16 protein-coding genes and 1 pseudogene are annotated in these 20,819 nt (G+C 70.4%); 11 read left to right on the top strand and 6 right to left on the bottom strand.

All coding sequences use genetic code 11. The annotated features are described in order from the left end of the window. Positions 1 to 29 precede the first annotated feature (29 nt). From OG758_RS05410 to OG758_RS05390, 5 genes are read left to right on the top strand one after another with little or no spacing between them, the layout of a single operon-like run. A complete protein-coding gene (locus tag OG758_RS05410; RefSeq protein ID WP_326708875.1) occupies positions 30 to 1,583 on the top strand; it encodes an AMP-binding protein in 1,554 nt (517 codons plus the stop codon). Between the two features lie 28 nt (positions 1,584 to 1,611). Then, the gene (locus tag OG758_RS05405) at positions 1,612 to 2,394 is read left to right on the top strand and encodes an enoyl-CoA hydratase/isomerase family protein (RefSeq protein WP_326708874.1); all 783 of its coding nucleotides are present in this window, start codon (positions 1,612 to 1,614) and stop codon (positions 2,392 to 2,394) included. 30 nt (positions 2,395 to 2,424) lie between these two features. Further along, positions 2,425 to 3,546 (top strand): acyl-CoA dehydrogenase family protein, encoded by a 1,122-nt coding sequence (locus OG758_RS05400; RefSeq protein WP_326708873.1) that lies wholly within the window; start codon positions 2,425 to 2,427, stop codon positions 3,544 to 3,546. Continuing rightward, entirely contained in the window at positions 3,543 to 4,523 is a 981-nt protein-coding gene (locus tag OG758_RS05395) for an acyl-CoA dehydrogenase family protein (RefSeq protein ID WP_326708872.1), read from the top strand. Before OG758_RS05400 ends, OG758_RS05395 begins: the two co-directional genes overlap by 4 nt. Before the next feature lie 38 nt (positions 4,524 to 4,561). Then, entirely contained in the window at positions 4,562 to 6,430 is a 1,869-nt protein-coding gene (locus tag OG758_RS05390; RefSeq protein WP_326708871.1) for an alkyl/aryl-sulfatase, read from the top strand. 134 nt (positions 6,431 to 6,564) lie between these two features. Here OG758_RS05390 and OG758_RS05385 read toward each other — a convergent pair whose 3' ends face one another. The 5 genes from OG758_RS05385 to OG758_RS05365 form a co-directional block, all read right to left on the bottom strand. After that, the gene (locus OG758_RS05385; RefSeq protein ID WP_326708870.1) at positions 6,565 to 8,271 is read right to left on the bottom strand and encodes a class I adenylate-forming enzyme family protein; all 1,707 of its coding nucleotides are present in this window, start codon (positions 8,269 to 8,271) and stop codon (positions 6,565 to 6,567) included. Positions 8,272 to 8,392: 121 nt separating this feature from the next. Beyond that, positions 8,393 to 9,157 carry a crotonase/enoyl-CoA hydratase family protein gene (locus tag OG758_RS05380; protein ID WP_326708869.1) on the bottom strand — a complete coding sequence of 255 codons (765 nt, stop codon included), beginning with the start codon at positions 9,155 to 9,157 and terminating at the stop codon, positions 8,393 to 8,395. A gap of 44 nt (positions 9,158 to 9,201) precedes the next feature. Further along, positions 9,202 to 10,104: an acyl-CoA thioesterase gene (locus tag OG758_RS05375; RefSeq protein ID WP_326708868.1), complete on the bottom strand. Its 903-nt coding sequence runs from the start codon at positions 10,102 to 10,104 to the stop codon at positions 9,202 to 9,204. Positions 10,105 to 10,134: 30 nt separating this feature from the next. After that, on the bottom strand, positions 10,135 to 11,301 hold the full coding sequence (locus OG758_RS05370) for a thiolase family protein (RefSeq protein ID WP_326708867.1): 1,167 nt from the start codon (positions 11,299 to 11,301) through the stop codon (positions 10,135 to 10,137). Between the two features lie 47 nt (positions 11,302 to 11,348). Continuing rightward, entirely contained in the window at positions 11,349 to 12,506 is a 1,158-nt protein-coding gene (locus OG758_RS05365) for an acyl-CoA dehydrogenase family protein (RefSeq protein WP_326715815.1), read from the bottom strand. 269 nt (positions 12,507 to 12,775) lie between these two features. On the opposite strand from OG758_RS05365, the gene OG758_RS05360 reads away from it, so the two are divergent. From OG758_RS05360 to OG758_RS05335, 6 genes and pseudogenes are all read left to right on the top strand, one after another. Further along, positions 12,776 to 14,245: an aldehyde dehydrogenase gene (locus OG758_RS05360; RefSeq protein ID WP_326708866.1), complete on the top strand. Its 1,470-nt coding sequence runs from the start codon at positions 12,776 to 12,778 to the stop codon at positions 14,243 to 14,245. 32 nt (positions 14,246 to 14,277) lie between these two features. Next, positions 14,278 to 15,354 carry a zinc-binding dehydrogenase gene (locus tag OG758_RS05355; protein WP_326708865.1) on the top strand — a complete coding sequence of 359 codons (1,077 nt, stop codon included), beginning with the start codon at positions 14,278 to 14,280 and terminating at the stop codon, positions 15,352 to 15,354. Positions 15,355 to 15,551: 197 nt separating this feature from the next. Further along, complete coding sequence (locus OG758_RS05350) at positions 15,552 to 16,697, top strand: serine hydrolase domain-containing protein (protein ID WP_326708864.1); 1,146 nt, start codon at positions 15,552 to 15,554, stop codon at positions 16,695 to 16,697. Positions 16,698 to 16,943: 246 nt separating this feature from the next. Next, positions 16,944 to 17,954, top strand: a pseudogene (locus OG758_RS05345) (RNA-guided endonuclease InsQ/TnpB family protein); the annotation flags it as partial. 68 nt (positions 17,955 to 18,022) lie between these two features. Beyond that, positions 18,023 to 19,203, top strand: a protein-coding gene (locus OG758_RS05340) for an IS3 family transposase (RefSeq protein ID WP_326708863.1) whose coding sequence is annotated in 2 segments (ribosomal slippage) — positions 18,023 to 18,290 and positions 18,290 to 19,203 — 1,182 coding nt in all. Because the reading frame shifts where the segments join, the coding sequence is not laid out codon by codon here. Positions 19,204 to 19,209: 6 nt separating this feature from the next. Further along, positions 19,210 to 19,485, top strand: a complete 276-nt coding sequence (locus tag OG758_RS05335; RefSeq protein WP_326708862.1) for a zinc ribbon domain-containing protein — start codon at positions 19,210 to 19,212, stop codon at positions 19,483 to 19,485. On the opposite strand, the gene OG758_RS05330 is transcribed toward OG758_RS05335, so the two are convergent. Next, a complete protein-coding gene (locus OG758_RS05330; RefSeq protein ID WP_326708861.1) occupies positions 19,468 to 20,796 on the bottom strand; it encodes an MFS transporter in 1,329 nt (442 codons plus the stop codon). The two genes, OG758_RS05335 and OG758_RS05330, sit on opposite strands and share 18 nt — an antisense overlap. Between the last annotated feature and the right edge of the window lie 23 nt (positions 20,797 to 20,819).

The raw sequence follows: 20,819 nt of genomic DNA, 5'->3' as shown, positions 1-20,819 counted from the left end.
CCACCCCAAGATGATCGAGGGACTCCTTCATGGGCCTGCATCTGCCCGACGCCATCCGCCTGCACGCACGTGAGCGCGGCACCTCCGCCGCGCTCACGTGCGCGGGCAGCACCGTCTCCTACGCCGAACTGGACACCCGCAGCAACCGGATCGCGAGGGCCCTCCTCGCCGACGCCGACGCCGACGCCGACGCCGGGTCCCGGATCGGCTTCCTTGCCCGCACCCGCAATGAAGCGGGCGAGATCCTGGTCGGTGCCGCCAAGGCCGGACTGGTCAACGTGCCGCTCAACTGGCGCCTCGCCACAGCCGAGTTGACCGACGTCGCCCGCGACGCCGAGCTGCGCGTCCTGCTCGTCGAGCCAGAGTTCCGGGCCGCGGCCGATGCCGTCCGCGCGGCTCTCCCCGGCCTGCGGCTCGTCGTCATCGGACCGTCGGACGACTCGGAGGTACCCGCCTACGAGACCTGGCTCGCCGCCCACCCTGACGACGACCCGGGTCGCGGCACCGCCGCCGAGGCGGACGAGGTGTTCCTGCAGATCTACACCTCCGGCACCACCGGCCTGCCCAAGGGCGTCCTGCTCACCCACGGCAACTTCTACGCCGACGCGACCGAGCTGGAGGAGTACCTCTGGGAGGCCGGGTCGGTGGCGCTCAACGCCCTGCCGATGTTCCACATCGGCGGCCTCGGCTGGCTGCGTGTGGCCCTCACCGCCGGCGCCAACAGCCTGATGCTCCCCGAATTCACGCCGGACGCGGCGGCCGAGAGCATCGAGAGTGAGGGCGTCACCCACGCCTTCCTCGTTCCCTCGGTGCTCCACATGCTCACCGAGCTCCCCGGGATCGAGCGGCGCGACTTCTCCCGCCTCACCCTCATCACCTACGGCTCCGCCCCCATCACGCCCGCGCTCCTGCGCCGCTCGATGACTCTCTTCGCCTGCCACTTCATGGGCAAGTACGGGCTGACCGAGGGCGGCGGCACGGTGACCCAGTTGCCGCCCGAGGACCACGAAGCCGACGGGCCGAAGCGGCACCTGCTCAAGTCGGTGGGGAGGCCGCGGCGCGGTGTCGGCGTCGTCATCGCCGACACCGCGACCGGGAAGCCCGTCCCGGCAGGCACCGCCGGCGAGATCCGCATCCGCTCCCGCCACAACACCCCCGGGTACTGGAAACGCCCCGAGGAGACAGAGGCGCTGTACGACGCCGACGGCCTGCTGTGCACCGGCGACGGCGGCTACCTCGACGACGACGGTTACCTGTTCCTCACCGACCGGATCAAGGACATGATCGTCAGCGGCGGCGAGAACGTGTACCCGGCCGAGGTCGAGTCCGTCCTCGCGGAACATCCCGCCGTCTCCGAGGTCGCGGTCGTCGGTGTCCCGCACGAGAGGTGGGGCGAGGCCGTCACCGCCGTCGTCGTCCTGCGCCGCGGCACCGACGCTCCCGGCGAGCAGGAACTCATCGACTTCACGCGGAAGCGGATCGCCTCGTACAAGAAGCCCCACCGCGTGCACTTCGTCGAGGTGCTGCCCCGCAACCCCAACGGCAAGGTCCTCAAGCGTGAGCTGCGGGCTGGCCTCAAGTAGGGAACATCCACTGAAGAAAGGGACGGCGATGGCCGATCTCGTGTACACGGTCCGCGACGGGATCGCGACCATCCTACTCAACCGCCCCGAGCGCAAGAACGCCTTCACCATCGACATGGTGCACGCCTGGGCCGACGCCCTGACCGAGGCCCAGCGTGACCCCGAGGTGCGCGTCATCGTCCTCACCGGCGCCGGTGGCTCCTTCTGCTCCGGCGTCGACCTCTCGGCTTTCAAGGGCGAGGAGCGGCCGCCGCTGGGGGAGAAGGAACTGCTCACCCAGAACGTGCATCGCGTCGCCCTCGCCCTGGAGGACGTCGACAAGCCCGTGATCGCCGCCGTCGCAGGGCCTGCCGTGGGCGCCGGAATGGACATGGCGCTCCTGTGCGACCTGCGCTTCGCGGGGCGCGGCGCGCGCTTCTCCGAGGGTTACATCAAGGTCGGTCTTGTCCCTGGCGACGGCGGCTGCTGGCTGCTGCCCCGCGCCGTCGGCACCTCCACCGCACTACGGATGCTGTGGACCGGCGACTTCGTCGGCGCCGACGAGGCGCTGCGCATCGGGCTGGTCGACGAGGTGCACGAGGACGAGGACCTGATGGACGCGGTGTACGCGTACGCAGCCAGGCTCGCCGAGCGTCCGCCGGTCGCGATCCGCACCATCAAGCGCGCCGTCCGCCAGGGCGCCAGGCACGACCTGCGCACCGCGCTCGACCTGATCTCGTCGCACATGGCCGTGATCACCTCGACCGAGGACTCGGCGGAGGCGTTCGCCGCCTTCCAGGAGAAGCGCCCCGGCGTCTTCAACGGCCGCTGACCTCCACACCGTTACGCCCGAAAGGCCACCATGGACCACTCCCCAGGAACGGACCCCTGCGCCGAACTACGCGCACAGGTACGCGAGTTGACCGCCGAGTGGCGGGACGCGGGACGCTACGTCCCACGCAGCGACTCCTGGCTGCGCTCCTTCGACCTGGAGTTCAGCAAGGAACTCGCCGCCCGCGGGCTTGTCGCGATGACATACCCCAAGGAGTTCGGCGGCGCCGAGCGCACCAACGTCGAGCGGCTCGCCGTCACCGAGGAGCTGCTGCGCGCGGGCGCTCCCGTCGCCGCGCACTGGATCGGTGACCGACAGATCGGCCCCGCGGTCCTGCGGCACGGAACGCGCGATCTCCGGGAGGAGATCGTGCCGCGGATCGCCTCGGGCGAGGCGGTCTTCTGCCTCGGCATGAGCGAGCCCGAGGCCGGTTCCGACCTCGCCTCGGTGCGCACGAAGGCCGAGCGGGTCGAGGGCGGCTGGCTGGTCAACGGTCACAAGATCTGGACCACCCAGGCCCACCACGCCACCCACGCCTACCTCCTCGCCCGCACCTCGCGCGAGGAGCGCAAACACGATGGACTCAGCGAGTTCATCCTCGACATGGACGCCGAGGGCGTGCAGGTCACCCCGATCGTCGACCTCGCGGGCGAACACCACTTCAACGAGGTGCGCTTCGAGAACGTCTTCGTGCCTGCCCACCGCGTCATCGGCGAGGTCGGCAAGGGCTGGAAGCAGGTCGTCGAGCAGCTCTCCTTCGAGCGCGGCGGCGCCGAGCGCTCCCTGTCCAGCTATCCCGTCTTCGTGGAGCTGATCGCCGAGGCCGCGCGGCAGCGGGACGACCGCGAACTGCACGCACTGCTCGGGTCGTTGGTCGCCCGTCTCGCAGTCCTGCGCCGCCTCTGCTTGGAGGTCGCGAGTGCCATGGACGCAGGCCGGGCCCCCGTCCAGCAGGCCGCCGCCCTCAAATACCTGGGCAACGCCTTCGAGCACGACGTCATAGAGGCGCTGCGCCGCACCGGCCTGTGCCAGGACCCCGCCTTCGACTCCACCTTCGGCCAGGCGCTGCTCGCCTCGCCGGCCTTCAGCCTGCGCGGCGGCGCGGCCGAGGTGCTGCTCTCCCTCATCGCCCGACAGGAGGCCCGTTCATGAGCAGGTTCGCGGACGAACTGCGAAGCCTGGTCGACGACCTGGCCGCGTCCGGCAGGCCCGATCTGTGGGGCAGCCTCTGCGACCTCGGCCTGCCCAGGGTGGGCATCGAGGAGGAGAGGGGCGGCTCGGGCGGCTCCCTCGACGACCTGCTCGTGGTCGTCGAATCCCTCGCGGGACACGGCATCGGCGTACCCGTCGTCGAGGCGTCCACCGCCGACTGGGTGCTCAGCCACGCGAGGGAACTCGACGGGGAGCTGACCACCGTCCTGCTGCTCGACGGGGCGCCCTGGACGGTCTCCGGTGTCATCACCGCCGAACTGACCGCCGTGCCGTGGGCGCGCGACGCGGCCCGTCTCGTGCTGTGCGCGCCGGGCGCCGCGCCGCTCCTGGTGGACCTGCGGCACCCCTCGGTGACCGTGCGGGATGTCGACAACATCGCCGGGGAGCCCCGTGACACCGTGACGCTCGCGGACACCCCGGTCATCGTCCTCGACGGCGCCCCCTCACACGAGGTCGTACGCGAGCGGCTGGCGCTTGTGTGGTCCGCGGCCGTACTGGGCGCAGCCCGGGGCGCGTACCGCCTCACCAAGACGTATGTCTCAGAGCGGGAGCAGTTCGGCGCACCGCTGCTCAAGATTCCGGCCGTCTCCGGCAACCTCGCCCGCATGCGGGTCCAACTCGTGCAGGCCGACGCCGCGTTGGCCCTGGCGAGCGAGGCGGCAACGCTGAGCGGTGCCGTCGAGATCGCACGGATCACCACGGCGGCCGCCGCGACCGAGATCGCCCAGATCGCCCACCAGCTGCACGGAGCCATGGGCATCACCGACGAGTACCCGCTGCACCGCCTGACCCGCCGCCTGTGGTCCTGGCGCGACGCCGTCGCCTCCGAGCGCCGCTGGGCCGAGAGTCTCGGGCGCCGCGCGGCCGAGGCGGGCGAGAGCGGCGTGTGGACCCGCATCACGGCCACCGGCCGATAGAGAGCGCACCCCGCCAACCGTCAGCAACGAGGAGAGCGATGCCATCCACACCCGAACTGGACTGGGAAGACACCACCGACCAGGTCAACGCCACCCGCGGCCTCGTCGACAAGCTGGAGCCCTGCGTCGTACGCAACGAAGCGGGCCGGGTCGTGTGGGACAACGACCGCTGGGACTTCCTGAACAAGGACGACTGCCCCGACACCGTGCACCCGAGCCTGTGGCGGCAGAGCCGGATCAACACGGCCCAGGGCCTCTTCGAGGTCGTGCCGGGCGTGTTCCAGGTCCGCGGCCTCGACGCGTCCAACATGACGATCATCGAGGGCGACACCGGCGTGGTCGTCGTCGACCCGTTGACGTCGAAGGAGGTCGCCGCCGAGGCCCTCGGGCTGTACGCACGCAACCGCGGTGAGCGGCCGGTCAAGGCCGTGATCTACACGCACAGCCACGGCGACCACTTCGGCGGCGTCCTCGGCGTCACCACCAAGCAGGCGGTAGCGGCGGGCGACTGCGCGGTCGTCGCCCCCGACGCGTTCATGCACCATGCCGTCAGCGAGAACGTCTTCGCGGGACCGGCGATGCTGCGGCGCGCCGTCTACATGTACGGCCGCTCGCTGCCGGTCGGCGCCGACGGCTCGGTCGGCTTCGGCCTGGGGCAGGCCCTGTCCACCGGCACCGTGGGACTCATCCCGCCGACGGAGTCGATCACAGGAACCGGCCAGGAACTCGTCCTGGACGGTGTGCGGCTCATCTTCCAGCTGACGCCGGACACCGAGGCACCCTCGGAGATGAACTTCTATCTGCCGGACCACCGTGTCCTGCTCATCGCCGAGAACGTCAACCACTCCCTGCACAACGTCCTCACCCTGCGCGGCGCCCAGGTCCGTGACGCGCACGCCTGGGCGTCCTACATCACCGAGTCGATCCAGCTGTTCGACGAGGCCGAGGTCCTCATCGGCTCCCACAACTGGCCGACGTGGGGCGAGGACGAGGTGATCAGTGTGCTCACCGAGCAGCGCGACGCCTACGCCTATCTCCACGACCAGACGGTCCGGCTGATGAACCAGGGCCTCACGGGGCCCGAGATCGCCGAGGAGATCCAGTCGTTCCCGGGCGAGCTGGGCAAGGCCTGGAGCGTACGCGGCTATTACGGCTCCATCAGCCACAACGTGAAGGCCGTGTACCAGCGTTACATGGGCTGGTACGACGGCAACCCGGCGCACCTGTGGCAGCACCCGCCGGTCGAGCAGGCCAAGCGGTACGTCGCCGCGATCGGCGGCGCGGACGCGACCGTCGCCTCGGCCCGCGAGGCCGTCGCGAGCGGAGACCTGCGCTGGGCCGCCGAACTGCTCAACCACGTGCTGTTCGCCGAGCCGGAGCACACCGCCGCCCGTGAGCTGCAGATCGCCACCTACGAGCGGCTGGGCTTCGCCCAGGAGAACGGCACCTGGCGCAACATCTACCTGACCGGCGCCAAGGAGCTGCGGGGGGCCGGCCAGGAGAGGCGCGGGACCGGCGCGCCGGGCAAGGAGAGCGCCGAGATGCTCGCCGCTCTCACCACCGCCCAGATCTTCGACTCGATGGCGGTCCGCCTCGACGGCCCACGCGCGGCGGCCCACCGACTGCTGCTGCGCTGGGAGTTCACCGACACCGACGAGGTGTGGACGCTTCTGGTCGGCAACGGCGTGCTCACCCCGATGCGGGGCGACGCGCCCGGAGCGGAGAGCCCGCAGCTGACGCTACGTCTGGAACGAGCCACGCTCAATCAGGTACTGGCCCAGCGCACCTCCTTCCCGGAGGCGATCGGGTCCGGCGCCGTGACCGTGGCGGGCGATGTCACCGTGCTCTCCACCTTCTACGGCCTCCTGGAGAAGCCCCGGCGGAACTTCCCGATCGTGCTTCCGTAACGCCTGCTCACAGCACCGGGGCCCGCGCACGCGAGCCCCGGTCTTCTGTGTCTCTGCACGACGTTTCTGTCACGACGGCGGGGCCGGGCGGAGTGTCCACTCCGCCCGGCCCCGCCGCGCTGTACCGACCCGCGTCAGGAACCCGCCGCCCGCCTGCGCAGCTCCGTCTTGAGGATCTTGCCCGTAGCCGAGAGCGGCAGCTCGTCCACGATCACCACGTCCCGGATCCGCTGGTACGGCGCGACGCGCTCGGCCACGTACGCCATCAGCTCCTCGGCAGTGGCTGCCGAATCCACGCCTCCCGCTTCGGACTTGAGGGAGACGAACGCGAGCGGGATCTCGCCGTGCTCCGGGTGCGGCCGCCCCACGACCGACGCCTGGGCCACCGCAGGGTGCTCACGCAGGATGTTCTCCAGCGGGCCGGGATACACGTTGTAGCCCTTGTAGATCAGCATGTCCTTGGCCCGGCCCACCAGCGAGAGCCAGCCCTGCTCGTCGTACGTGCCGAGGTCACCGGTGCGCAGCCAGCCGTCGACGTACTGGCCCGCAGTGAGTTCCGGGTGGCCGAGGTAGCCGGCCGTGATCTGCGGACCCCGGACCCAGACCTCGCCCTTCTCACCCCTGGCCATGGGGGTGACGCCGTCCATGTCGCGGATCTCGATCTCGGTGTCGAACAGGGCGAGGCCGGTGCTGCCCGTGGGACGGGGCATTGCACTGTCCAGCGGGCTGATGGAGACGCCCATGGTGGCCTCCGTCAGCCCGTACCCGTCACTGACGATGGCGCGCGGGAAGACGTTGGCGAGCTCCGCGGTCGCGGCTGGGTTGATGGGGGCCGAGCCGCTGCTGACGAGGCGCACGCACGACAGGTCACGCTCGCGCACACCGGGCACCGCGAGAAGGGCGTGACACAGGGCCGGGGAGCCGGTGATGGCGTGCACGCAGAGGTGCTCGACGGTGTCCAGGTAGCGGACCGGATCGAAGCGGCCGAAGACCACCATGGTCAGTCCGGCGGCGGCGAACACGCTCTGGCTGACCATGCCCATCCCGTGGAAGAGAGGGGCGATGGAGATGCCGGTGGCGGAGCCGATGGGGATGTGGTGCTCGGTCCTCGCCTCCCCCACGTGGCTCAGGGTGATGCGGCCCTCCTCGTCGGCGGCCGGGACGGCGGCGCTGCGCCAGCACGCCACCTGGAGCACGTTCTTGACGAGGTTGCGGTGCAGGACCATGACGGCCTTCGGCACGCCCGTGGTGCCGCCGGTGAAGGCGAGGTGCGCGATCGCGTCCCCCTCCACCGCGGTCGGGGGCGCCGCCTCGGCCTTCATGAGGTCGTCGAACGCGACCGTGGGGACCGGGAAAGTGACGGGAGCCCGGTCTCCGCCCGGCGCCGGCGCGGCGGCTGTCGGCGGGGCGACGGACACGAGCCGGACCGTCTCCGAGCCGGCGATCCCCTCGGCCAGCTGAGCGGCGACGGACGGGTGGGTGAGGACGGCGACCGTGCCCGAGTCGTCGAGCTGACGGCGCAGCGCGATGGGGGGCTGGGCGGGGTTGACCGGCACCACGGACGCCCCGGCGAACAGGATGCCGTAGTAGCCGACCGTGAACCAGATCGAGTTGGGCATGTGGACGGCCACCGCGTCACCCGGCGCGATGCCCTGGTCGCGCAGCCCCTGGGCGACGCGCAGGGCGCGCTCGTACAGTTCGGCGTAGGTGAGGCGTTCGTCGCCGTCGATGAGCGCGGCGCGGTCGGGGTAGGCGTGGGCCGACCCGGCGAGCAGGTCCGCGATCGTGCCGTCGGGGTAGTCGAGGGTGCGGGGCATCCCCGTGGGCCAGGTGGTGGTCATGGCGGAACTCCTTCGTCCAGTCATGCCCGAGCGCGTTGCCTCGGGACTGTAGCTGTGGATCACCCCGGTGCCGTGGAGCTCGACGATGCGTCGCACCGGGCGTGCGGCGGCGGGGAGGCCGTCAGCGGCTGCCCCAGACGGGGGCCCGCTTCTCGGCGAAGGCCCGCGCACCCTCCTTGGCGTCCGCCGACGCGAAGACCGGGGCGCAGGCGGCGGTGTTGCGCTCCCACGCCTCGTCGGCTGTCCAGTCGGCCGACTCGACGACGATCTGCTTGCTGGCCCGCACGGCGAGGGGGCCGTTCGCGGCGATCTCCTGCGCGAGCGCGAGAGCACCGGTCAACGCCTCGCCCTGCGCGGTCAGTTCGTTGACCAGGCCGAGCCGGTGGGCGCGCTCGGCGCCGAGGAACGCGCCGGTGAGCGCGTACTGCATCGCGATGTTGTACGGGATCTTGCGGGGCAGGCGCACCAGGCCGCCGCCGGCCGCGATGAGGCCGCGCTTGGTCTCCGGGAGGCCGAACTTCGCGGTGTGGGCGGCGACGACCATGTCGCAGGCGAGGGCGAGTTCCGTGCCGCCGCCGAGCGCGTAGCCCTCGACGGCGGCGATCAGGGGCTTGGCGGGCGGGGTCTCGGTGACGCCGCAGAAGCCGCGGCCCGGGATGCCGGAGCGCTCCCCGGCGGCGAGAGCCTTGAGGTCGGCGCCGGCGCAGAAGGTACCACCGGCACCCGTGATGACGCCGACAACGAGGTCGTCGCGGGCGTCGAGCTCGTCGATCGCCTCGGCGACGGCGTCCGCGACCGCCCGGTTGACGGCGTTGCGGGCCTCGGGGCGGTTGATCGTCACGACGGCGATTCCGTCCGCGAACGAGGTGAGAACCAGGTCGGACATGAGGGTTCCTTAGCTGGGGTTTCGAGGGGCAGTGGCAGAGGGTTTCAGCGGTGGGACGTGCGGGCGGGGCGCACCACGGTTTCCTGCACCACGTGGGCGATGAGCTCGCCGTCAAGGCTCCACACGTCCGCGAAGGCGAGGCCGCGGCCGTCACCCGCGGTGGGGCTGCGCTGGGCGAACAGCATCCACGCGTCGGCGCGGAACGGCCGGTGGAACCAGACGGCGTGGTCGAGGGAGGTGAGGAACATCGACGGCGGCTCGTCGCGCAGCATCCGGGGCAGTTCGGTCGACAGGACGGTCGCCGGGGCCAGGAACAGGTCGGAGGCGTACGCGAGCGCGCAGGCGTGCAACATCGGGTCGTCGGGCAGGGGTTCGACCGAGCGCATCCAGAGCTTCTGCTCCGTGAGGCCGGGCGTCGCCACGTCGGGCCCGGGGACGTAGCGCATCTCGAGAACGCGGCGGAACTCGGCCTGCGCGTAGTCCTCAGGGTTGTTCCGCGACCAGATCTCGTACAGGTCGGGCAGCGACCCGGGGTCAGGGGTGTCCGGCATGGTGGTCTGGCGGTCCTCGGCCGGCTCCCGCTTCTTGAAGGAGGCGGAGAGGGTGAAGACGATCTCGCCGCCCTGGACGGCGGTGACCCGGCGCGACAGATAGGACGACCCGTCCCGGACCCGCTCCACCGTGTAGACGAGGGGGCGTCCGGTGTCTCCCGCGCGCAGGAAGTACCCGTGCAGCGAGTGCACGGCCCGGTCGTCGGGCACGGTCCGGCCCGCGGCCGTGAGCGCCTGGGCCGCGACCTGTCCGCCGAAGGCGCGCAGCGGGATGCCGGCGTGGCACCAGCCGCGGAACAGGTCGCGGTCCAGCTGCTCCAGGTTCAGGAAGCCACCGAAGTCGCCGGCCGGGCCCCGTCCCGTCGCGTTGCCCGGCGCTGCGGGTGTTGCGGGCATGGCGGGCATGGCGGGCATCGCGGGCCGCCCTCAGAGGAGTTCGAGGATGGTGGCGTTGGCCATGCCGCCCCCCTCGCACATGGACTGGAGTCCGTAGCGGATGCCGTTGTCGCGCATGTGGTGGACGAGGGTGGTCATGATGCGGGCGCCGGAGCCGCCGATGGGGTGGCCGATGGCCATGGCGCCGCCGAGCGGATTCATGCGCTCGTAGTCGGCGCCGGTCTCGCGCAGCCAGGCGAGCGAGACGGAGGCGAACGCCTCGTTGATCTCGAAGGCGCCGATGTCGTCCATCGACAGGCCGGCCTTCTTGAGGGCCTTGGCCGTGGCGGGGATCGGGCCCTTGAGCATGGTGACCGGGTCGGTGCCCGCGACGACGGCGGTGTGGATACGCGCCATGGGTGTCCAGCCCTGCGCCTTCGCGAACTCGCCGGTCGTCACGAGCAGCGCGCCGGTGCCGTCGGAGACCTGCGAGGCGTTGCCCGCGGTGATGGTGCCGTCCTCCTTGAAGGCGGGCTTGAGGCCGGCGAGCTTGTCGAGGGTGGAGCCGCGGCGGATGCCCTCGTCGGTGTCGAAGACGCGGGTGGTGCCGTCCTCGTCGGTGACCGTGATCGGGGCGATCTGGTCCTTGAAGCGGCCCGCGTCGACGGCCTGGGCGGCGCGCGCGTGGGAGTCGAGGCCGTGCTGGTCCATCTCGGTGCGGGTGATGCCGTACTCGTCGGCGATCATCTGGGCGCCCATGCCCTGGTTGAAGCGGATGCCGTCATAGCGGTCGAAGACGTCGGGGCCGAAGGGCTCGCCGAACGAGCCGTCGCCGCGCGTGGTGCCGAGCGGCAGGCGGCTCATGATCTCGACGCCGCCTGCCACAGCCACGTCGTACTGGCCGGAGATCACCCCGGCCGCGGCCTGGTGCACGGCCTGCTGCGAGGAGCCGCACTGCCGGTCGACGGTGACGGCGGGGACGGACTCGGGCCAGCCCGCGGCCAGTACGGCGGCGCGGCCGACACAGCCGGCCTGCATGCCGACCGCGGAGGCGCAGCCCCAGATCACGTCATCGACGAGGGCCGGGTCGAAACCGACGCGCTCGACAAGGGCGTTGAGCACATGGGCGGAGAGTGAGGCGGAGTGCAGCTGTGAGAGCGAGCCGCCGCGCCTGCCGACGGGGGTGCGTACCGCGTCGACGATCACTGCGTCGCGCATGGAGTCCTCCTGAGGGGCCTTGAGGGATGAGGGTGGGGGAGCGGGGCTCAGAGCCCGAGGTCCTTGGCGATGATCGTCTTCATGACCTCGCTGGTCCCGGCGTAGATCCGGTTGACGCGGGTGTCCGCGTACAGGCGGGCGATCGGGTACTCGAGCATGTAGCCGTATCCGCCGTGCAGTTGGAGGCACTTGTCGATGACGCGTCCCGCGACCTCGGTGCAGAAGAGCTTGGCCCTGGCCGCGTCGGCCGGCGTCAGCTCACCCGCTGCGTGCTCCTCCAGGGCGCGGTCCACGAGGGCCTGGGCGGCGGCGACCTCGGTGGCGCACTCGGCGAGGACGAACTTGGTGTTCTGGAAGGCGGCAACCGGCTTCCCGAAGACCTGGCGCCCGCTCACGTATTCCTGGGCGAGGCCGATCGCGCCGGCGGCGTTGGCGTAGGCACCGATGGCGGCGCCGAGGCGCTCCACCGCGAGGTTGTGGGTGAGGTAGGTGAAGGCCGCGCCCTCCTGGCCGAGGAGGTCGCGCACCGGCACCTTGACGTCGGTGAAGGACAGTTCGGCGGTGTCCTGCGCGCGCAGACCGACCTTGTCGAGCTTGCGGCCGACGGCGAATCCCTCGGACGTGGTGTCCACGCACAGGATCGAGAGCCCCCCGCGGCGGTCGGCGGGATTGTAGGGGGAGGTCCGGCAGACGACCAGGATCAGGTCGGCCTGCGCGCCGCCGGTGATGAACGTCTTGGCTCCGTTGAGGACGTAGTGCGTCCCGTCGTCGGAGAGCCGGGCGCGCGTGGCGATGCCGGCGAGGTCGGAGCCCGTGCCGGGCTCCGTCATGGCGATCGCGGTCATGGTCTCGCCGGACAGGAAGCCGGGGAGCCAGCGCTTCTTCTGCTCCTCGCTGCCGAACTCGAGCAGGTACGGCAGGACGAGGCAGGTGTGCACGGACTCCGCGCCGAACCCGACTCCCGCGCGCCCGCACTCCTCGCGGATCACGGTCTGGTAGGTGAAGTCGGTGACGCCCGCGCCGCCGTACTCCTCGGGCACGTTGATGCCGAAGACGCCGAGGTCGCCGAGCTTGCGGTACAGCTCGCGGGGGACATGGCCCTGCCGCTCCCAGTCAGCGTAGTGGGGGGCGACCTGCTCGGCGATGAAGTCGCGGACGGTCGTCCGGAATGCCTCGTGGTCCTTGGTGAACACCCTGCGACGCACGGTCACGGTTCCTTCCTCGCATGCCCGGCACGCTCGCCGAACCGTGCCTAAGTTAATCCGCGATAACCGGCCTGTCCAGGGTTTCGGGGTGTGTGCAACCCCTGGACCAAAGAGTTAGTGTGAATTAACTTGATGGGTGTGTGGCTGGGCATTCATGCCCATCCCGTGCGTCTCTGAATGAGAAGCCGTTCACTTCAGGCCGGTGGTGGGGACGGTTAACGATCCAATCTGGTAACCCCGGCATGCGCAACGAAGCGAGGACCAAGCACATGACCGACAGCCATACCGTCGTGGAACACCGCACGCTCTTCATCGGCGGCCGCTGGGCCGAGCCGGCCGGCCGCGACACCATCGAGGTGATCTCGCCCGTGACCGAGCGCGTGGTCGGCCGCGTGCCCCACGCGACGCCCGAGGACGTGGACCTCGCGGTCGCCGCGGCACGTGAGGCGTTCGACCACGGCCCGTGGCCGCGGCTGCCGCTCAAGGAGCGCATCGAGGTCGTCACCCGCATCAAGGACGCCCTCGCCGCCCGCCACCAGGAGCTCGCCGAGCTGATCACCCTGCAGAACGGCTCGCCCATGCTGTTCTCGGTGCGAGGCCAGGCCCTGTCCGCCGTCGGTACCTTCGGTGTCGCCATCGCTGCCGCCGGCCGGATCCAGGAGGAGGAAGAGCGCGAGGGCACCGGCGGCCCGGTCCTCGTACGCCGCGAACCGGTCGGTGTGGTCGCCGCGATCACCCCGTGGAACGTGCCGCAACTGACCATCGCGGGCAAGCTGGCCCCGGCGCTGCTCGCGGGTTGCGCCGTCGTCCTGAAGCCGTCGCCGGAGACACCGCTCGACGCCCTGTGGCTGGCGCAGGTGTGCGCCGACGCGGGTCTGCCCGAGGGAGTCCTCAGCGTGCTGCCCGCCGACCGTGAGACCAGCTCCTACCTGGTGGCCCACTCGGGCATCGACAAGGTCGCGTTCACCGGCTCGGTCGGCGCCGGCAAAGCGATCGCAGCCGCCGCCGCGCGGAACCTCACCCGGGTCTCCCTCGAACTGGGCGGCAAGTCCGCCGCGATCCTGCTCGACGACGCCGACCTCGCCGTCGCCGTGCCCGCGATCGTGGGCGGCACCTGCGCCGCGAACAGCGGCCAGGCGTGCGTCGCCCTCACCCGCATTCTCGTGCCCGCCGCCCGCTACGACGAAGTGGCCGCCGTCCTCACCGGCGCCTTCGCCGGGCTCAAGGTCGGCGACCCGTCCGACCCCGGCACCGTGGTCGGCCCGATGGTGACGAGGAAGCAGCAGGAGCGCAACCTCGACTACATCCGCATCGGCCAGGAGGAGGGCGCCAAGGTCCTCACCGGCGGTGGCGTCCCCTCGGGCCTGACCACCGGCTGGTACGTCGAGCCGACCCTGTTCGGCGACGTCACCAACGAGATGCGGATCGCCCGCGAGGAGATCTTCGGCCCGGTCGTCTGCCTCATCCGCTACGAGACCGAGGACGAGGCGGTCGCCCTCGCCAACGACTCCGAATTCGGCCTGTCCGGCGCCGTGTTCGGCGCCGACGAGGAGCGGGCCACCGAGGTCGCCCGCAAGGTGCGCACCGGCACCATCACCGTCAACGGCTTCCGCCTCGACCTGGCCGCCCCCTTCGGCGGCTACAAGAACTCCGGCATCGGCCGCGAGTTCGGCCCCGAGGGCCTCGCGGCCTACTTCGAGTACAAGACCGTCAACCTGCCGGCTCCGGCCAACGCCTGACCGACCCCACGACCACCGAGGAGAAGAACACCGTGCACGCAGCAATCCTGCACAACACCGGAGACGGCAGCCTGGACGTGAGGGACGTCGAGACCGTGTCCTTCGGTCCCGGCCGCGTCCGCGTGAAGATGCACAAGGCAGGCCTGTGCCACTCCGACCTGTCGGCCATGAGCGGTGTGCTCCAGCACCCCGCGCCCTTCATTCCCGGCCACGAGGGCGCGGGCGAGGTGGTCGAGGTCGGCGAGGGTGTCACGCACGTCAAGCCCGGCGACCGCGTCATCGTCTGCTGGATGCCCCCGTGCGACAAGTGCCCCTCCTGCAAGGCGGGCGAGGGCCACATGTGCCGCAGCGGCTACCGCAACCTCGGCAACCCCAACTTCAAGGACGGCGAGACGATCGTCCCCGGCATGCTCGGTGCCGGCACGTTCGCCGAGGAGACGGTCATCGCAGAGTACGCGGCGATCCCGATCCCCGACGACGTGCCCTACGAGATAGCCGCCCTGATCGGCTGCGGCGTCACCACCGGCATCGGCGCCGCCCTCAACACGGCCAAGGTGAAGCCGGGTTCGTCGGTCGTCGTGATCGGCCTCGGCGGCGTCGGCATCAGCATCCTCCAGGGCGCCAAGGTGGCCGGTGCCGCGCGGATCATCGCCGTCGACCCGACCGCCGGCCGCCGTGAGATGGCCCTGAAGTTCGGCGCCACCGACGCCGTCGCCCCCGAGGACCTGGCAGAGACCGTCAAGGACCTCACCGGCGGATTCGGCGTCGACTACGCCTTCGAGGCCGTGGGCAAGGCCGCCACGCTGCGCGCCGCGTACGACGTGACCCGCCTCGGCGGCACGGTCTGTCTGGTCGGAGCCGGCTCCCGTACGGAGATCACCGACATCAGCATGGGCGAACTGGTCATGAACGAGAAGGCGATCCTGCCTTCGTTCTACGGAGGCGACGATGTTCGCCGCACCTACGCCACGATCATCGACCTGTGGCGCGCGGGCCGGATCGACCTCGACTCGATGATCACGCACCACGTCCCTCTGACGGACATCAACGAGGCGATCCGTCAGATGCACACGGGTGAGGCGCTGCGCACGATCATCGACATCGCGTAACGCACCACGAGGTGCCGGGGCGCCCAGCGGCCGCGGCCCCCCGGCACTTTGCCGCGCCCTGCGCCGCGCGCGCACGCCCGAAAATCGTTCGAGCCCTGTGGCGCACCCCCCGTAGGGTGATCGTTTCGACGACCGCGGGGTGTGCGGGCCGCTTCTTCCGGATGCCCCGCGTCACGATCACGCGGAGGACGGACACGATGGAGCAGTACCACGGTGGGGCCGACGAACGGTTCGGGGCCGTCGCCGACGTGTTCGCGCGGAACTTCACGGAGTTCCCCGAACTCGGCGCCGCCGTCACGGTGTTCGCCGAGGGACGCAAGGTCGTCGACCTGTGGGGCGGTGTCGCGGACGAGCGGACCGGGCGTGCCTGGGAACAGGACACCACCGTCCCCGTCTTCTCCGTGGCCAAGGGCCTGGTGAGCGTCAGCGCGCATCTCCTCGCCCAGGAGGGGCGGCTCGACCTCGACGCGCCGGTCAGCCGGTACTGGCCCGAGTTCGCACAGCACGGCAAGGAGACCATCACCACGCGCATGGTGCTCGGGCACCGGGCGGGAGTCCCCGCCCTCGACGCGGTGCTGTCCTTCGGGGAGATCGCCGGATGGACGCCGGTGATCCGCGCGATCGAGGAGCAGAAGCCGCTGTGGGAGCCCGGCACCGCGTACGAGTACCACGGCCATGTCCTCGGCTTCCTTGTCGGCGAGGTGATCCGGCGGATCACGGGCCTCACCCCGGGCGCGTACTTCCGCCGTGCGATCGGTGACCCGCTCGGGCTGCGGGCCTGGATCGGCCTGCCCGCCGACGAGTCGGAACGCGTGGCCCGGCTCGCCGAGGCCGAGGGGCGCCCCGGTATGCCCGGGCCCGAGCATCTGCTCACGCGCATCGTGACGATGAACGGCGCGCTGGCCTTCCCGGGCCTCGACGAGCCACACGGCTGGAACGACCCCGAGCTGCACGCCATGGAACTCCCCGGGGCCGGAGCCGTCGCCTCCGCGAGCGGTCTCGCCGGGCTCTACGCGGCGGCCGTCAGCGGGATCGGGGGCCGCGAACGGCCGCTCACGGCGGACACGGTGACCGACGCGCTGCGCGAGCTGTCCTCCGGCGAGGGCTGGCTCGGCTTCGACGCCGGAGCGCGCTGGGGCTCGGGCTTCCTGCTCGACTCGCCTTCCTTCCGCCCGATGCTCGGCGCACGCAGCTTCGGGAACGACGGCGCCGGGGGCCAATTCGCCTTCGGCGACGACGAGTTCGGGATCGGCTTCGCCTATGTGGCCAACCGCATGATCGGCCACGGCGACGCCCGCGCCAACCGCCTGATCGCGGCGGTACGAGAGTGCCTCGGCGCGTGACGCCGTCGCGGTGGGGGGCGTCCCGTCGTCCCCACCGTGTCCCGTCGCCCTCACCGCGTTCAGCGTGCTCTTGCGAGGAACCCCGGGGGTTTTCACCCCCGGGAGGAATCGCATCCGATGACGGCGATGCGGAGCATCGCCGAGGCAACGGGCGCGGAGCGCACGCAAGAAACGGGCCGGAGTGCCCGGTGAGGAATGTGCGCTGTTCGAATGCCGGTACGTCAGGCGGCAGGTAGCGTCACGGTCGTGAAGTTGACCGTGCAGGTGAAACTGCTGCCGACGCCCGTGCAGGCGGCGGCACTTGAGGAAACCCTGCGCGCCTGCAACGAAGCGGCCACTTGGGTCTCCCAGGTGGCGTTCGAGAAGGACATCAAGCGCAACTTCGCCCTGCGTGAGCACACCTATACGGCGGTCAAGGGCCGGTGGGGGCTCGGCGCGCAGGCGGCCCAGCACGTCATCAAGAAGACCTGCGATGCCTACCGCACGTTGAGGGCGAACCTGAAGGCGGGGAACCTTGGCAAGCCCTCCTCCAAGCGCTACAGGCGGGCGGTCGAGAAGCCGATCGCCTTCCGCCCGGAGGGCGCCCAGCCGTATGACGACCGGATGCTGTCCTGGCAGTACACGGAGCGCACGGTGTCGATCTGGACCCTGTCGGGCCGGATGAAGCAAGTGGCGTTCACCGCCGCCCCCGAACACTTGGCCCGCTTGGCCCTGTATCGCAAGGGCGAGTCCGATCTGCTGTTCCGCGACGGCATGTGGTTCCTGATCGCCACCTGCGAGGTTCCCGAGGCCGAACTCAACACCACTGTTACCCAGTTCCTCGGGATCGATCTGGGGATCGTGAACATCGCGACCACCTCGGACGGTCAGATCATGGCCGGACGCCGGCTCAACCGCGGACGCCTGCGCGAGCGCACCCTGCGGCAGAAACTCCAGCGTAAGAACACCCCGTCCGCCAAAGGCCGGTTGAAGAAGCGGCGTCGTAAGGAGGCGCGGCGGGCGCGGGACATCAACCACAAGATCGCGAAACATGTGGTGGCCGAGGCAGAACGCACCGGTCGCGGAATCGCCCTGGAAGACCTCACGGGCATCCGCGCACGGGTACGGCTTCGCAAGCCCCAACGGGCCACCCACTCCTCCTGGGCCTTTGCCCAGCTCGGAGATTTCATCGCGTACAAGGCCCGCAAGGCAGGGGTACCGGTGGTGCACGTCGATCCGGCGTACACCTCCCGCACCTGCGCCGAATGCGGGCACATGGGCGTTTCCCCTTGAGCGTGGACACCCTGATCATTGGATCGTGATGATCCATAGGACAGGAGTTCCCGTTGGGGACGTCGAAGTACTCGCCTGAGTTCCGGGCCGATGCCGTCGCGCTGTACCACTCGAGCCCGGGTGGGACATACGCGTCGGTGGCCAAGGACCTGGGCGTTAACCACGAGACGCTGCGCACGTGGGTGCGGGATGCCGGGCAGGCCGCCCGGCCCGGGGCGGTGGAGGCCACCGCGATGGAGAAGGAGAACCGGCAGCTGCGGGCGCGGGTGAAGGAACTCGAGCTCGAGCGGGAGATCCTGCGGAGGGCCGCGAAGTATTTTGCGGCCGAGACCAGCTGGTGAGCAGCCGCTTCCAGTTCGTCGAGGATCACCGTGGCGCCTTCGGCGTCAAGCGGCTGTGCCGGATACTCGCGGTCTCGCGGTCCGGCTTCTACCGGTGGCTGGCTGGCGCATCGGCGCGGGCCGGCCGGGCGAGGGCGGATGCCGAGCTCGCCGAGCACATCAACCGGATCCATCAGGAATCGGACGGCACCTATGGGGTTCCGCGCGTCACCGCCGAGCTGAAGGATGCCGGGAGGCCGGTCAATCACAAGCGGGTCGAGCGCGTCATGCGCAAGTTCCACATCGTCGGGCTGCACCTGCGCAAGAAGGTCCGCACCACCATTCCCGAGCCGTCGGCGACACCGGTGCCGGACCTGCTCCAGCGGGACTTTGCTGCCCAGGTGCCGAACACCAAGTACGTGGGCGACATAACCTATCTCCCGATCGGCAACGGCCAATTTCTTTATCTGGCAACGGTGTTGGACCTGTGCTCGAAACGCCTGGCGGGCTGGTCGATCGCCGACCACATGCGGACCTCGCTGGTCACCGACGCGCTCAGGGCCGCAGCGAGGGCCCGCGGCGGGGACGGTCTGCGCGGGGCGATATTTCACAGCGACAACGGGGCGCAATATGTGTCGAAGGAGTTCGCCCAGGTCTGCTCGGAGCTGGGCGTGACCAGATCGCGCGGCGCGGTCGGCACGAGTGCGGACAACGCCGCCGCGGAGAGTCTGAACGCGACCATGAAGCGCGAGACGCTGCAGGGGCGGAAGCGGTGGAACGGGGCGCGTGAGGCCCGCCTCGCGGTCTTCCGCTGGGCGACCCGCTACAACACCCGCCGACGGCACTCCCGCCTCGGCCAGATCAGCCCGATCACCTACGAGCAGCGATCAACTACGCTGGCCACCGCCGCATGACAACCGGTGTCCACGATCACGGGGAAGGCCCCCATCGACAAGGCGAACCGGGCCAGTCAGGCCCGTTTCGTATGCCGGTCCTGCGGTGTCGTTGCACACGCGGACTGGAACGGCTCCCGCAACATCCGTCACCGTGCGGAAGAGTTGTGGCGACGCGGGGCGCAGTCAACCGCCCCAGACCCACCCCCGAACAACACCGGGCGTGGGACAGGACGCAAACCCAGCACCACAGCCAGTGGCGCCCGTTGCGCAAGCCCGAGACTTTCAGTCCCGGGTGGTTGACACCTTCGTACGCCCGGTGGCCGTGGCCGACGTGTCGGGCGCGTGGGCGACCACGGGCCCGCCCTCGACGAGCCGCCGGACCCCCGGAGTGGCGACGGCCGCGATGACCATGGCGGCGACCAGGAACCACAGGCCGCCCACGGCCGACCCCGTGCGGTCGACGACCACGCCGATTCCCATCGGTCCGAAGCCGCCGCCCAGATTGCCCACGGCGTTGATCACCGCGATGCCGGAGGCCGCCTGAATTCCCGTCAGGAAGCGTGAGGGGAGCGACCACAGCACCGGCTGCCCCGCGAAGATGCACATCGCGGCCACGCTGATGAAGGCCATCTGCAGCACGTGGTTGCCGGTCAGGGCGCTGGCCGCGAGGCCGAGGGCGGCGGTGCCCGCGATCCACGGGTAGCGCGTACCGCTGCGGTCCGCGAGTTTCGGCACGACGTACAGGCCGATGGCCACGAAGACGTACGGGATGGCGGTGATGAAGCCGGTGGCCGTCGTGGAGAGGCCGCCGAAGCCGTCGACGATCGTCGGCAGCCAGAAGCTCAGCCCGTAGGCGCCGAGCGGGAAGCACAGGTAGAAGAGCGACAGCAGGACCACGCGCTTGTCGCGCAGCGCGCGCAGCGGACTGCCGTGTCCGCGCTCGCCCAACGCATTGGCCTCGGCGTTGAGTTCACCGGCGATCCAGGCCTGCTCCTCGGCCGCAAGCCAGCGCACACCTTCCGGGCCGTCGGGCAGGAGCCGCAGGGTGACGAAGCCGAGCACGATCGCCGGTACGCCCGTCGCGATGAAGATCCACTGCCAGCCCTGGAGTCCGAACGTGCCGTCGAGGTCGTCGAGCGCGCCCATCACGGGGTTGCCGATGATGAAGGCGAGCGGCGCGGACATCATGAACCAGCCGGTCATGCGCGCCCGGTAGCGGTACGGGTAGCACTTGGTGAGGTAGTAGAGGACTCCCGGGTAGAAGCCGGCCTCGGCGACGCCGAGCAGGAAGCGCGCGGCGTAGAACTGCCAGTCGTTGCTGACCAGCGACGTCAGTACGGTCACCACGCCCCAGCTGAGCATGATGCGGGTGAACCAGCGGCGTGCGCCGAATCGGTCGAGGTAGACGTTGCTGGGCACCTCGAAGATCGCGTACGCGATGAAGAACGCCACCTGGCCGAAGGTGAACGCGGCGTTCGACAGGCCGAGTTGGTCCTGGAGGGTCAGCTTGGCGAAGCCGACGTTCGACCGGTCTATGTACGCCACCAGATACAGCAGGACCAGGAACGGCATCAGCCGCCGGGTCACCGCCTTCATGACTGTCGATTCCACGGCTCTCCCACGTCGTTCGTGCC

This window comes from Streptomyces sp. NBC_01474 (assembly GCF_035918215.1).
Classification (GTDB): Bacteria; Actinomycetota; Actinomycetes; order Streptomycetales; family Streptomycetaceae; genus Streptomyces; species Streptomyces aureus.
This window is presented reverse-complemented; position numbering and strand designations above follow the sequence as displayed.